Below are 13121 nucleotides of genomic sequence, written 5' to 3' on the forward strand. Positions count from 1 at the left end.
GCCTCAGGCGGTAGAACTAAATGCCGTGAGCCGTTTCGAAGAGCCTCTGACGAAGGCCCTCGACCCGAAGACCGCCAAGCTGCTGCACAGCGTGCTCGGCCTGGAGACGGTCGGCGACCTGCTGCGCCACTATCCGCGCCGCTATGCCGAGCGCGGCGAGCTGACCTCACTCGACGCGCTGGCGGTCGACGAGCACGTCACGGTGGTCGGCGAGGTGACCAGGCTCATGCGCAAGCCCATGCGCAACCGGGGCGGCACCTGGCTGGAGGTCGAGATCGTCGACGGCAACGGCAACCGGCTCTACCTGTCGTTCTTCGGCAAGGGCTCCCACGCGGCCGAGTCGCGGCTCAAGCCGGGGCGCCGCGGGATGTTCGCCGGCAAGGTGGGGTTGTTCGGCGCGCGGGCCAAGCCGCGCTGGCAGCTCGCTCATCCGGAGTTCGAGTTGTTCGAGGAGGGGGAGGCGAGCGCGGAGGAGTTCGCGGCGGCGCCGGTGCCGATCTACCCGGCGGGCAAGGACCTGACGCCGTGGGCGATCAGGCGCGCGGTCGGCGTCGTGCTCGACACGCTGGGCCCACTCGATGATCCGCTGCCCGCCGAGCTGCGGGCCCGCCACGGCCTGCAGGACCTGGGCGAGGCGCTCGTGGCCATCCACCGGCCGAAAGACTTCGCCGAGGTCGGCAGGGCGCGCAAGAGGCTGAAGTTCGACGAGGCGTTCGTGCTGCAGGCGGTGCTGCTCCAGAGGCGGCAGGCGGCCACCGCCTGGCCCGCCAGGCCGAGGCCCAGGCGGTCCGGCGGCATGCTGGACGACTTCGACGCGCGACTGCCGTTCTCGCTGACGGAGGGCCAGGCGAAGGTCGGCGAGGAGATCGCCGCCGACCTCGCGCTGGAGCATCCGATGCACCGGCTCCTGCAGGGCGAGGTCGGCGCGGGCAAGACGGTGGTGGCGCTGCGCGCGATGCTCCAGGTGGTCGACGCGGGCGGCCAGGCGGCGCTGCTGGCGCCGACCGAGGTGCTCGCCCAGCAGCACCACCGCTCGATCACCACCATGCTGGGCGACCTGGCGCAGGGGGGCATGTTCGGGGGGACGGCCGTCACCCTGCTGACCGGCTCGATGGGCGCCGCCGGCCGCCGGTCCGCCCTGCTCGACGCAGCCTCCGGCACGGCGGGCATCGTCGTCGGCACGCACGCGCTGCTGCAGGAGCACGTCCAGTTCGCCGATCTCGGGCTGGTCGTGGTCGACGAGCAGCACCGGTTCGGGGTGGAGCAGCGCGACGCGCTGCGCGAGAAGGCGGGCGGGACACGCCCGCACGTTCTGGTGATGACGGCCACGCCGATCCCGCGCACGGTCGCGATGACGGTCTTCGGCGACCTGGAGGTCTCGACGTTGTCCCAGCTCCCGTCGGGTCGTGCCCCCATCACCACCCACGTCGTCCCGGCCGCCGAGAAGCCCCACTACCTCGAACGCACCTGGGAGCGGGTCAGGGAGGAGGTGGGGCTGGGGCGGCAGGCCTACATCGTGTGCCCCCGCATCGGCGACCTGGAGGGCGACGAGGGCGATCTCGCGACCCCCGCCGACGAGGAGCGGCGCCCGCCGCTCGCGGTGCTCGACGTGGCCAATCTCCTGTCCGAGGGGCCCTTCCACGACCTGCGGGTCGGCACGCTGCACGGCAAGCTGCCTCCGGAGGAGAAGGACGCGCTCATGCGCGCCTTCACGCGAGGCGAGCTCGACGTCCTGGTGGCCACCACGGTCATCGAGGTCGGGGTCGACGTGCCCAACTCCTCCGTCATGATCATCATGGACGCCGACCGCTTCGGCGTCTCCCAGCTCCACCAGCTGCGCGGCCGCGTCGGCCGGGGCGGCCTGCCCGGCCTGTGCCTGCTGGTCTCCGACTTCTCCGAGGGCACCCCGGCCCGCGCCCGCCTCGACGCGGTGGCCGCGACGCTCGACGGGTTCGAGCTGTCACGGGTCGACCTGGAGCAGCGGCGGGAGGGCGACGTCCTGGGCGCGGCGCAGTCGGGCAAGCGTTCCTCGCTGAAGCTGCTGCAACTGCTGCGTGACGAGGACGTCATCGCCACGGCCAGGGAGGAGGCCGGCGCGCTGCTGGCCCGCGATCCCGAGCTCACGTCCCACGAGGGTCTGCGCGCGGAGATCGCACGGCTGCTGGCCGACGAGCGTGCGGAATACCTGGAGAAGACCTGACGCGCGGCCGGGCGGTCGCCGATGAAGATGATCATGCAAAAGGCCCAGCCGCGGGGACGGCCTCCCCCCGAATGCCGTCCCCGGCTGGGCCCACCCTCGGGTCAGGTGCCGAGGGAACCGGCGTGCGGAAGGGCTCACGACCACGCCGGTCGGCCTTCACGTGGGTCACCTTGAAGGCCGCAGAACTCATCATGCGGGCCGATCCCCCCGATGTGAATCACCCTTGCGTACTCGAGGCAGACACTTGTGCATCCTTGACCTGCGCGAACATACGGAACAATGGGTCACATGACGCGGATCATCGCAGGCATCGCGGGTGGCAGGCGCCTGGCCGTGCCGCCGGGGCGCGGGACGAGACCGACCAGTGACAGGGCGCGAGAAGGGGTCCTCTTGACGCTCGACTCCCTTCACGGGATCCGCGACGCCCGGGTGATCGACCTGTACGCCGGTTCGGGCGCGGTCGGGCTGGAGGCGTTGTCCAGGGGTGCGGCCGCGGCCCTGCTCGTCGAGTCCGATGCCAGGGCCGTCAGGACGATCAGGGCCAACGTCGAGTCGCTCGGCCTCGACGGCGCCCGCGTGGTGGCCGACAAGGTGACGCGGGTGCTCGGGAGGGCGCCAGATGAGCCGTACGACATCGTGTTCGCCGACCCGCCCTACGCCACCACGGACGGCGAGGTGGAGCGGGTTCTGGAGTTGCTGCGCGACAACGGCTGGCTGGCTGAAGAGGCGTTGGTGGCGTTCGAGCGGGAAAGCAGGGGAAAGGCCCTTATGTGGCCGGAAGGCTACGTTGAGGAGAGGGTCCGTCGATATGGTGAAGCGTCCGTTTGGTACGGTCGCGCCGCCGGGAACCCGTAGACCTGCCCGTAAACCTGGGAGGCGTCTTGCGCCGTGTAGTCTGCCCGGGGTCGTTCGACCCCATCACCAATGGCCACCTCGACATCATCGGCCGGTCCGCGCGGCTGTACGACGAGGTGACCGTGGCCGTTCTCATCAACGTCGAGAAGAGCAGCCTGTTCACGGTTGACGAACGGATCGACATCCTGCAGACCGTGACCAAGGAATATCCGAACGTCAAAGTCGAGAAGTTCCACGGCCTGCTGGTCGATTTCTGCAGGCAGCACGACATCCCCGCCATCGTCAAGGGCATCAGGGTGGTCAGCGACTTCGACTACGAGCTGCAGATGGCGCAGCTCAACTACCGCCTGTCGGGGGTCGAGACGCTGTTCATGCCGACCAACCCCGAATACTCGTTCCTCTCCTCCAGCAGGGTGAAGGAGATCGCCCGATACGGCGGGGACGTGTCGGGCCTCGTACCGGATCTGGTGCACAAGCTGCTCATCGAGCGCCTCAGAAGCTAGCGCCGAAGCGGAGCTTCGGCGCCGAGAAAACGGGCGCAGCGCGATGCTGTCGGGGGGTATGCGGGGGGCATGTCCCCCGCAGGGCTGCTATTCTTTCTATTCGGCCTTGTACGACGGCGACGGTTTTCGCCATGCCTAGCGAGAGCAGGATGACTCAGCACCTCGACCCCCGCTCCCCTTGGGTGATCTCCACTCATGACCTGGGAAAGCGGCCGGGCACGATGAGGCAGACGACCCTGTCGCTCCCGGCACCGGCAGATCTCGGCGTCGACATGATCGGTGTCCCCAAAGACGCCGAAGTCGAGCTGGATCTCCGGCTCGAAGCAGTGATGGAAGGCGTGCTCGTCTCAGGCACGGCGCAGGCCCCGCTGGCCGGGGAGTGCGCGCGGTGCCTCGACCCTGTCACCTCGGATGTCGAGGTCAACTTGCAGGAGCTGTTCTTCTACTCCGACGAGGACGCCTCGGAGGAGGATTCGCTGCTCGACGGGGAGCTGCTCGACCTCGAGCCGACCTTCCGCGACGCGGTGGTGCTCGCACTTCCGTTGAGCCCGGTGTGCAGGGATGACTGCGAAGGGCTCTGCGCGGAGTGCGGGATCAAGCTGGCCGAGGCCGGCGCGGATCACCGGCACGAGAAGATCGACGCCCGCTGGGCGTCGTTGCAAGGTCTGATTTCCGAGAACGATAACGATCAGGAGAAGTGACGTGGCCGTCCCGAAGCGAAAGATGTCGCGGAGCAACACCCGCGCCCGTCGCTCCCAGTGGAAGACGACTGCTGTCGCCCTGGTGAGCTGCCCGCAGTGCCGTTCGCCGAAGCAGCCGCACATCGCGTGCCCCACCTGCGGCACCTACAACCGCCGTCAGGTCATCGAGCCGTCCGCCTGATTGACGTGATGCCGACCGGGTGCCATTGTGCCTCGGTCGGCGTTACCGTTTCAGATGCGTGCGGCGGCGGTTCGCCCGCGGCCGTGGTGGACGCCGGGGCTACGCGTTACCCCGACGCCCACCACGTTTTCGGGCATCTTCCGCAGCCGGCGCGCCATGTGAAGATGTCCGAGGAGGAAGCACGTGGGCGCAGGTCCTAAGCCGGTGGCCGTGGAGGTCGCCAGAGACGAGCTGGAGCGGGTCCTGGCGGTCGCCCTGGACCCCGCGATTCTCGAGCGGGGGCTGACGCACCGCTCCTACGCGTACGAGAACGGTGGCCTGCCCACCAACGAGCGCCTGGAGTTCCTGGGCGACTCGGTGCTGGGTCTGGTGGTCACCGACACTCTCTACCGCAACCATCCCGACCTGCCCGAGGGCCAGCTGGCGAAGCTGCGCGCCGCGGTGGTCAACATGCGGGCGCTGGCCGATGTGGCCCGCGGGCTCGGGCTGGGCCGGTTCCTGCGGCTCGGCAGGGGCGAGGAGGGCACCGGCGGGCGCGACAAGTCGTCCATCCTGGCCGACACGCTCGAGGCGCTGATCGGCGCGGTCTATGTCGACAAGGGTCTCGACGAGGCGTTCCGGGTGGTGCACCTGCTGTTCGACCCGCTGATCGTGCGTTCGGCGTCGCTGGGCGCGGGGCTCGACTGGAAGACCTCCCTGCAGGAGCTGACCGCCTCCGAGGCGCTCGGCGTGCCCGAATACCATGTCGAGGAGAGCGGCCCCGACCACGCCAAGTCGTTCACGGCGATGGTGCGGGTCGGCGGCGAGTCCTACGGCTCGGGCACCGGGCGCAGCAAGAAGGAGGCCGAGCAGCAGGCGGCCGAGGCGGCGTGGACCCGCATCAGGGCCCGCAGGGAGCAGCGGGAGAGCCAGCCCGCGAGCTGAGTGTCCGCGTGCGGGGTTTCCACAAGGTGAGAGTTCGGCGTCCAGAGGGCGAGGTGCGTGATGCCCGAGCTGCCCGAGGTCGAGGTCGTCAGGCGCGGCCTCGCGCAATGGGTCATCGGCCGTGAGATCGCCTCGGCGGAGGTGCTGCACCCCCGCGCGATCAGGCGTCACATGCCCGGCCCCGACGAGTTCACCGCGCGGCTGAAGGGCCGCACGGTGCTGTCGGCCGAGCGCCGCGGCAAATATCTGTGGTTGCCGCTGTCGGGCGCCGAGGAGGCGCTCTTGGCCCACCTGGGGATGAGCGGCCAGTTGCTGGTGGTCGACGGTGACGCGCCGCCGGAGAAACACCTCAGGGTACGCCTCCGTTTCGAGGACGGCGGCCCCGACCTGCGCTTCGTCGACCAGCGTACGTTCGGTCACGTCATGCTCACCGCCCTGGCCGGCGGGGTGCCCGAGCCGATCGCCCACATCGCGCCCGACCCGTTCGAGCCGGCGTTCGACGAGGAGGAGTTCACCCGCAGGCTCAGGGCCAGGCGCACCGAGATCAAGCGGGCCCTGCTCGACCAGTCGCTGATCAGCGGCGTCGGCAACATCTACGCCGACGAGGCCTTGTGGATCGCCCGGCTCCACTGGGCCCGTCCCACGCAGACGCTCACCAGGCCCAAGATCGCCGAGCTGCTCGCCGCCGTCCGCACGGTGATGGCCGCCGCCCTCCAGCAGGGCGGCACGTCGTTCGACAGCCTCTACGTCGACGTCAACGGCGACAGCGGCTACTTCGAGCGTTCCCTGGAGGTCTACGGCCGGCGCGACCTGCCGTGCTCCCGCTGCGGCGCCCCGATCCGGCGCGAGGCGTTCATGAACCGGTCGTCCTACTCCTGCCCCAGATGCCAGCGACGACCGCGCCCAGAGCGGCCAGGCCCGCCGCCAGCCCCATCACCGCGCTGATCGAGACGCCGTCGACCACCCGGCCGCCGGCGAACGCGCCGAGCGCGATGGAGACGTTGAAGGCGCTGACGAACAGTGCCGTGCCGAGCTCGCCGCCGCCCTCCCGCATGATCCACAGCTGGAGGGCGACGCCCACGCCGCCGTAGCCGAGTCCCCACACCACGAGCACGGCCAGGGGCAGCTCGATCACCGGCAGCGCCGCCGTGGCCAGGGCCATGAGCGCGGCCAGCGCGATCAGCACCGGCCTGGGGTTCCTGGCGGCCAGCGCGCCCGAGGCGAAGTTGCCCGCCACGCCGGCGGCGCCGTACACGAGGAGCGCGGTGCTGATGAGGGCGGGGCCGGCGTGCGAGACCTGCTCCAGGAACGGCCGGACGTAGGTGTAGGCCGCGAAGTGGCCGGACACCAGGAGGACGGTCAGCACGAGCACGAGCCTGAGCGGCCGTGAGAGCCACGCCGGCCGCCTGCCGGCCCGGTGGGTGGCCTCGGTGCCCCCGGCGGCGTCCCGCGCCGGTGTGGAGCCGTTCTGGGCGCTTTCGCGGTCGTTTCGCGGCCGGGTGGGCGCGGGCGGCGGGTCGCCGGGCAGCGGCGGCAGGGTGGCGGCCAGTACGGCGAGCAGGACCAGCGCCACCACCCCCATGGCGATGAACGCGCTCCGCCACCCCGCGAACGACGACACGAACGTGGCCGCCGGCACCCCCAGCACCGACGCCACCGACACCCCGGACAAGATGATCGACGTGGCCCGTCCGACCGACCGGCCGGGCACCAGCCGGGGCGCCAGCCCGGCCGCGAACGCCCAGAAACCGCCGATGCTCACCCCGGTCAGCACCCGGGCGGCCATCATGACCACGTGGCTCTGGGCGAGCGCGCCCGCCAGGTTGGCCACCGCCAGCAACGCCATCAGTCCCAGCAGCGTGACCCGCCGGTCGACCCGGCGGGTGGCCACCGCCAGCAGGGGCGCGGCGACCGCCGCGACCAGCCCAGGGGCCGTCATCATCAGCCCGGCCGTGCCGTCGGAGACGCGGAGGTCGGCGGCGATCGCGGTCAGCAGCCCGACGGGCAGCATCTCGCTGGTCACGATGGTGAAGGTGCCGACCGCGACCGAGGTCACGGCGAGCCATCGCGCCTGGGTGGAGGCGCGTACATCGGTCAATGTCATGTCGTTCAGCCTTCTGGCGTCCGCGGGCGGGAACAATGGCGAAGGCCGAAAGCTTGGTTTAGGCAGGCTAAGCGATCGGTGGAGGTGGAGATGGAGTTCAGGGAGCTGGAGTGCTTCGTCGTGCTCAGCGAGGAGTTGCACTTCGCGCGTACGGCCGAGCGCCTCTACCTGTCGCCGGGCCGGGTGAGCCAGCTCATGCGCTCGCTGGAGACCAGGATCGGCGGCCGGCTCTTCCAACGGACCAGCAGGCGGGTGCGCCTGACACCGCTCGGCGAACGTTTCCTGGCCGACCTGAGGCCCGCGTACGAAGGGCTGGCCACGGCCGTGGGCCGGGCGAAGGCGGCCGCCCGCGAGGTGACGGGCGTGCTCAGGGTGGGGTTCCTGGCCACGCCCACGGAAGTGGTCACGGGCAGCGTACGCGCCTTCGAGAGCCGCCACCCCGGGTGCGAGGTCGAGCTGGTGGAGATCCCGCTGTCCGACCCGTTCAGCAGGCTGCGGGCCGGACAAGTGGACATCGCGTTCACGCTGCTGCCGGTGGACGAGCCCGATCTGGCGGTGGGCGAGGGCCTGAACCGGGTGTCGTACGAGCTGGGCGTCTCCGCCCGCCATCCCCTGGCCGGCCGGGCGAGCATCGGCGCGGAGGAACTGGCGGGCCTGCCCCTGATCGGCCTGGACGGTCCGGCGCCGCGCGCCTGGCGGGAACGCGTGGCACCCTCCGTGACCCCTTCCGGACGTGCGATTCCCCTGGCAGGTACGGTGACCACGAGCCAGGAGGGCCTGACCCAGGTGGCGCTCGGCCGGGGCGGCATGTTGTTCTGCGCCCCCACGGCCGCCCACCACAGGCGTCCCGACGTGAGCTTCGTTCCCGTCATCGGCCTGCCTCCGTCGATCCTCGGCCTGGCCTGGGCGCGGGCGGCCGAGACGGCGGCGATCCGGGCGTTCCGCGACGCGGCGGCCCGGCACGCGCTCGGGTCGGAGGCCTTGGTGGCGTGAGAGCACAGGGGAGACCAAATGTCGGAGAACACGAAAAATACGGAAAAATCGGAGAGCGTCCGGGTGACCGCCTGGGTGCGGGGGAGGGTCCAGGGTGTGGGGTTCCGCTGGTGGACCCGGGCCAGAGCGCTCGAGCTCGGACTGGCGGGATGGGCGCGCAACACCGAGGACGGCCGGGTGGAGGTGGTCGCCGAGGGGCCGCGGTCCGCGTGCGTCAAGCTGCTGGAGCTGCTCAGAGGTTGCGACACGCCGGGCAGGGTCGATGGAGTAGTGGAACGTTGGAGCGAACCACGAGGTAGTTTGGGCGGTTTTGTGGAGAGGTAGCGACTTCCCTTAAACCCCCCAAATGGGGTATAGTTGTATGTCGGGAGTGCCCATCAGTAGGGCTCAGCGGTTCGATCGACTTGACCGCCCACACTGCCGGTGCGACTCTTGTTAAGTACCACGCGCACCCCTCCCGCGGAATAGAAGTGCGCGAACCAGTCTGGTCACTCAGCGTGGAGGACCCTTTACCATGGCGAAGGCTCTACTCGGCCACGTCGGCGGTCCTGACCCTCGAATGGTCTCGGAAATGCGCCGCCTGCAGCAGCGTATCCGGGATCTGGAGGCAGAACTCATCCGACTTCAGGCCACGAATGACGCTCTTGCGGCGCAAACCCGCGACGAGGCGCTAAGTCGCATGCAAGAGCGCGAGCCGGCACTCACCTGAGAGTGATCGGAGCGCAAGACCCAGGGACGTCTCGAAGAGGCGTCCCTTGTTATTTTCCCCTGCTCGGAAAGCTTCCTTTGCCCTGGTCACGCCGGTTCCGACGGCATGCGCCCGCGAGGCGCATCGGAGACCAGTAGTCTTTTCCGAAGTCGTCGAGGGAAAGGGGGCCGCGCTTGTATTTGAAGACCCTCACCCTGCGTGGCTTCAAGTCCTTCGCCTCCGCGACCGCCCTGCGGTTCGAGCCCGGCATCACCTGCGTCGTCGGCCCCAACGGCTCGGGCAAGTCCAACGTCGTCGACGCCCTGGCCTGGGTCATGGGCGAGCACAGCGCCAAGTCGCTGCGCGGCGGCAAGATGGAGGACGTCATCTTCGCCGGCACCTCCTCCAGGCCCCCGCTCGGGCGCGCCGAGGTGACGCTGACCATCGACAACAGCGACGGCGCGCTGCCGATCGACTACACCGAGGTCACGATCAGCCGGCTGATGTTCAGGTCGGGGCAGAGCGAATACGCGATCAACGGCGACACCTGCCGCCTGCTCGACATCCAGGAGCTCCTGTCCGACTCGGGCATCGGCCGCGAGATGCACGTCATCGTCGGGCAGGGCCAGCTCGACGCCGTGCTGCACGCCGGGCCCGAGGATCGGCGGGCGTTCATCGAAGAGGCCGCCGGCGTGCTCAAACACCGCAAGCGCAAGGAAAAGGCACTGCGCAAGCTCGACGCCATGCAGGCCAACCTGACCCGCGTGCAGGACCTCACCACGGAGCTGCGCCGCCAGCTCAAGCCGCTGGGCCGCCAGGCCGAGATCGCCCGCAAGGCCGCCGTCATCCAGGCCGACCTGCGCGACGCCAGGCTCCGGCTGCTGGCAGACGACGTGGGCACGCTGCGTGCCACCCTGGAGCGCGAGGCCGCCGACGAGGCCGCGATCACAGCCAGGCGCAACCAGGTCGAGATCGAGCTCGCGGAAGGCCAGCAGCGCGAGACCGCGCTGGAGGCCGCCGAGGCGGAGGCGCAGCCCCGGCTGGCCGCCGCCCAGGAGACCTACTTCCGGCTCTCGTCGCTGCGCGAGCGCATCACCGGCCTCGAACAACTCGCCGCCGAACGCCACCGGCACGCGCTCGACGCCGCCGCCATCGAGCGCAGGGGCCGCGACCCCGAGGAGCTGGAGCGCGAGGCCGCCGAGGCCCGCGAGCAGGAGCTGATTTTGCGGGCCGAGCTCGAACACGCGCACGAGCTCCTGGAGGCGGCCGTCGAGCGGCGCACCGAGGCCGAGGCCGAGCTGAACGCGGAGGAGCAGCGGCTCGCGATGGCCGCCAGGGCCGCCGCCGACCGCCGGGAAGGGCTGGCCAAGCTGCGCGGCCAGGTCGATTCCGTACGCAGCAGGGCCAGGGCCGCCGAGGAGGAGATCGGCAGGCTCCAGGCGGCGGTGGCCGACGCGACCGAGCGCGAGCGCCAGGCCACGGAAGACCTGGAGGCGCGGCGGCTGGAGGAGCCCGCCGCCGACCCCGCGCTGGCCGAGGAGCTGGCCACGGCGCAGGCCATGGTCGAGGAGGCCGCGGCGGTGGCCGACGAGGCGCGGGCTGCGGCCGAGGAGGCCAAGTCCTGCCTCGACGCGCCGCGGGCCGCCCTGCAGGCCGCGAAGTCGGCCGTGGCCACGGCCCGCGCCGCCGACCAGGAGGCCCAGCGTTCGGTGGCCGCGCTGGCCGCGCGCAAGGAGGCGCTGGAGCTGGGGCTGGCCAAGGGCGACGGCGGCGCGGCGCTGCTGGACGCCGGCCTCGACGGGGTGCTCGGCCCGCTGGCGGCCGCCATGCAGGTCACGCCGGGGGCGGAGCCGGCCGTGGCGGCCGTGCTCGGTCCCGTCGCCGAGGCGATCACCGTGAAAGGCCTCGACACCGCCGTCGAGGCCATCGACCTGCTCCGCGCCCAGGGCAAGGGCCAGGCCACGCTCCTCGTCGCTCATGCCCCCGACCACCCCTCATCGGCCCCGTCCGGCCAGGAGGCCGCAGCCGGCCCCGGAGCGGCGGGCGCGGGGGCTGCGCGGCGAGGGGAAGCTCCCGACGGCAGTCGCTGGGTGGCCGACCTCGTCACGGTGCCCGGCCATCTCCGTCCGGCCCTCGATCACGTCCTGGCCGGCGTGGCGGTCGTCGACGGCCTGGAGGCCGCCCGCGAGCTGGTCGAGCGCCATCCCGGCCTGCGGGCCGTCACCACGCACGGCGACCTGGTGGGCGCGTACGTGGCCGATGGCGGATCCGACGGCGGCACCTCCGTGCTCCAGGTCCGCGCCGCCCTCGACGAGGCGGTCAAAGACCTGGAGGAGGCCGAGAGCAGGGCGGAGGAGACCGTCCGCGCCCTCGACGAGGCGATCGGCCAGGAGCAGTCCGCTCAGACGGCCCTGGAGGCCGCGCAGGCCCGCGTCAGCGAGGCCCAGACCGCCGTCACGACCGCCCAGGCCGGCGTGAGCGCCGCGCAGGGCACGCTCGACCAGGTCAGGAGCCGCCAGCGGGAGGCCGACCAGCGCAACGCCGCGGCCGCCAGGCAGCTGGCCCAGCTCGAGGCCGCCGCCGGCGCCGCCCGTGCCGAGGCCGAGCGCCTGGCCAGGAGCGTCACCAAGGCGGAAGAGGCCCGCGCGGAGGGCCTGGAAGAGCTGGCCGAGCTGGAGATCCGGCTGGCCGAGGCCGAATACGCCCAGGAGCTGGAGTCCGAGCCCACCACCGACGGCCGCGACGAGCTGGCGAGCGCCTGCGAGGCCGCCAGGCAGCGCGAGATGGACACCCGCCTGCAGGTGCGCACCGCTGAAGAGCGCGTCAAGGGCATCGAGGGCCGCGCCGACGGCCTGCTGAGGGCCGCCCAGCGCGAGCGCCAGGAACGCGCCCAGGCGGCCGCCCAGCGCGCCAGGCGCAGGCAGCAGGCCGCCATGGCCGAGGCCGTCAGCAAGGGCGCCAAGCGGGTGCTCGAGGCCCTGGCGACCTCCATCCAGCTGGCCGCAGGGGAACGCGACGAGGCCGACCTCACCAGGGTCGCCGTCGACGCCGAGCTCAAGCAGGTGCGCCTGCGCGTACGCGAGCTCGGCCAGGAGCTGGACAAGCTGGTCAACCGGGTGCACGGCAGCGAGGTGGCCCGCACCGAGCAGCGCCTGCGGCTGGAGCAGATGGAGCAGCGGGCACTGGAGGAGTTCGGGGTCGAGGTCGAGTCCCTGATCTCCGAGTACGGCCCCGACGCCCCGGTGCCCGGTGACCCGCCCGTGCCGTACGTCCGCGAGGAGCAGGAGAAGCGCGCCAGGGCGGCCGAGCGGCAGATGAACCAGCTCGGCAAGGTCAACCCGCTGGCGCTGGAGGAGTTCGCGGCGCTGGAGGAGCGGCACGCGTTCCTCACCTCGCAGCTCGAAGACCTCAAGAAGACCAGGCGCGACCTGCTGACGGTGGTCAAGGAGGTCGACGACCGGGTGGAGCAGATGTTCGCCTCGGCCTACGACGACGTGGCCAGGGAGTTCGAGCAGATCTTCACCAGGGTCTTCCCCGGGGGCGAGGGCCGGCTGGTGCTCACCGAGCCGGCCGACATGCTGACCACCGGCATCGAGGTCGAGGCCAGGCCGCCGGGCAAGAAGGTCAAGCGGCTGTCGCTGCTGTCGGGTGGCGAGCGCTCGCTGACGGCGGTGGCGTTCCTGATCTCCATCTTCAAGGCGCGTCCGTCGCCGTTCTACGTGATGGACGAGGTCGAGGCCGCGCTCGACGACACCAACACGCAGCGCCTGCTGACGTTGTTCGAGGAGCTGCGGCAGAGCTCGCAGCTCATCGTGATCACCCACAACAAGCGCACGATGGAGATCGCCGACGCCCTCTACGGCGTGTCGATGCGCGGCGACGGCGTCACACAGGTGGTCAGCCAGCGACTGAGAGAGCGCGAGTCGGCCTGATAGGTGTGCCTTGGGCATGAGCATGGGGGTCGATCTGGAA

At 71.1% G+C, this 13121-nt stretch carries 12 protein-coding genes; 11 read left to right on the top strand and 1 reads right to left on the bottom strand.

What is annotated here, in order from left to right; translation table 11 throughout:
• Positions 1-25: 25 nt before the first annotated feature.
• The 7 genes from recG (at position 26) to mutM (ending at position 6309) form a co-directional block, all read left to right on the top strand.
• Positions 26-2200, top strand: a complete 2175-nt coding sequence (gene recG / locus ABGB01_RS19525; RefSeq protein ID WP_347774917.1) for an ATP-dependent DNA helicase RecG — start codon at positions 26-28, stop codon at positions 2198-2200.
• 288 nt (positions 2201-2488) lie between these two features.
• Positions 2489-3055: a 16S rRNA (guanine(966)-N(2))-methyltransferase RsmD gene (gene rsmD, locus ABGB01_RS19530; RefSeq protein ID WP_347774919.1), complete on the top strand. Its 567-nt coding sequence runs from the start codon at positions 2489-2491 to the stop codon at positions 3053-3055.
• A 26-nt stretch (positions 3056-3081) separates the two neighbouring features.
• Positions 3082-3558 (top strand): pantetheine-phosphate adenylyltransferase, encoded by a 477-nt coding sequence (coaD, locus tag ABGB01_RS19535; protein WP_347618539.1) that lies wholly within the window; start codon positions 3082-3084, stop codon positions 3556-3558.
• 149 nt (positions 3559-3707) lie between these two features.
• The gene (locus tag ABGB01_RS19540) at positions 3708-4259 is read left to right on the top strand and encodes a YceD family protein (protein WP_347774920.1); all 552 of its coding nucleotides are present in this window, start codon (positions 3708-3710) and stop codon (positions 4257-4259) included.
• 1 nt (position 4260) lies between these two features.
• Positions 4261-4440: a 50S ribosomal protein L32 gene (gene rpmF, locus ABGB01_RS19545; protein ID WP_033409409.1), complete on the top strand. Its 180-nt coding sequence runs from the start codon at positions 4261-4263 to the stop codon at positions 4438-4440.
• A gap of 231 nt (positions 4441-4671) precedes the next feature.
• Entirely contained in the window at positions 4672-5364 is a 693-nt protein-coding gene (rnc, locus tag ABGB01_RS19550; protein WP_347774991.1) for a ribonuclease III, read from the top strand.
• A 60-nt stretch (positions 5365-5424) separates the two neighbouring features.
• Complete coding sequence (gene mutM, locus ABGB01_RS19555) at positions 5425-6309, top strand: bifunctional DNA-formamidopyrimidine glycosylase/DNA-(apurinic or apyrimidinic site) lyase (protein WP_347774922.1); 885 nt, start codon at positions 5425-5427, stop codon at positions 6307-6309.
• On the opposite strand, the gene ABGB01_RS19560 is transcribed toward mutM, so the two are convergent.
• Positions 6218-7468, bottom strand: a complete 1251-nt coding sequence (locus ABGB01_RS19560; protein WP_347774923.1) for an MFS transporter — start codon at positions 7466-7468, stop codon at positions 6218-6220. The genes mutM and ABGB01_RS19560 overlap by 92 nt on opposite strands.
• A gap of 90 nt (positions 7469-7558) precedes the next feature.
• On the opposite strand from ABGB01_RS19560, the gene ABGB01_RS19565 reads away from it, so the two are divergent.
• The 4 genes from ABGB01_RS19565 (at position 7559) to smc (ending at position 13081) form a co-directional block, all read left to right on the top strand.
• Positions 7559-8461 (top strand): LysR family transcriptional regulator, encoded by a 903-nt coding sequence (locus ABGB01_RS19565; RefSeq protein ID WP_347774925.1) that lies wholly within the window; start codon positions 7559-7561, stop codon positions 8459-8461.
• An 18-nt stretch (positions 8462-8479) separates the two neighbouring features.
• A complete protein-coding gene (locus ABGB01_RS19570) occupies positions 8480-8785 on the top strand; it encodes an acylphosphatase (RefSeq protein WP_132594484.1) in 306 nt (101 codons plus the stop codon).
• Between the two features lie 190 nt (positions 8786-8975).
• Positions 8976-9170 (top strand): hypothetical protein, encoded by a 195-nt coding sequence (locus ABGB01_RS19575; RefSeq protein ID WP_090938435.1) that lies wholly within the window; start codon positions 8976-8978, stop codon positions 9168-9170.
• Positions 9171-9343: 173 nt separating this feature from the next.
• Positions 9344-13081, top strand: a complete 3738-nt coding sequence (smc, locus tag ABGB01_RS19580; RefSeq protein ID WP_347774927.1) for a chromosome segregation protein SMC — start codon at positions 9344-9346, stop codon at positions 13079-13081.
• Positions 13082-13121: the final 40 nt, after the last annotated feature.

It is taken from the genome of Nonomuraea sp. B5E05 (assembly GCF_039880665.1).
Lineage (GTDB): Bacteria > Actinomycetota > Actinomycetes > Streptosporangiales > Streptosporangiaceae > Nonomuraea.

Coding starts and splice junctions, on each gene's coding strand:
- rsmD (WP_347774919.1), top strand. CDS start 2,489: ATGACGCGGATCATCGCAGGCATCGCGGGTGGCAGGCGCCTGGCCGTG.
- ABGB01_RS19540 (WP_347774920.1), top strand. CDS start 3,708: ATGACTCAGCACCTCGACCCCCGCTCCCCTTGGGTGATCTCCACTCAT.
- mutM (WP_347774922.1), top strand. CDS start 5,425: ATGCCCGAGCTGCCCGAGGTCGAGGTCGTCAGGCGCGGCCTCGCGCAA.
- ABGB01_RS19560 (WP_347774923.1), bottom strand. CDS start 7,468: ATGACATTGACCGATGTACGCGCCTCCACCCAGGCGCGATGGCTCGCC.
- ABGB01_RS19565 (WP_347774925.1), top strand. CDS start 7,559: ATGGAGTTCAGGGAGCTGGAGTGCTTCGTCGTGCTCAGCGAGGAGTTG.
- ABGB01_RS19570 (WP_132594484.1), top strand. CDS start 8,480: ATGTCGGAGAACACGAAAAATACGGAAAAATCGGAGAGCGTCCGGGTG.
- ABGB01_RS19575 (WP_090938435.1), top strand. CDS start 8,976: ATGGCGAAGGCTCTACTCGGCCACGTCGGCGGTCCTGACCCTCGAATG.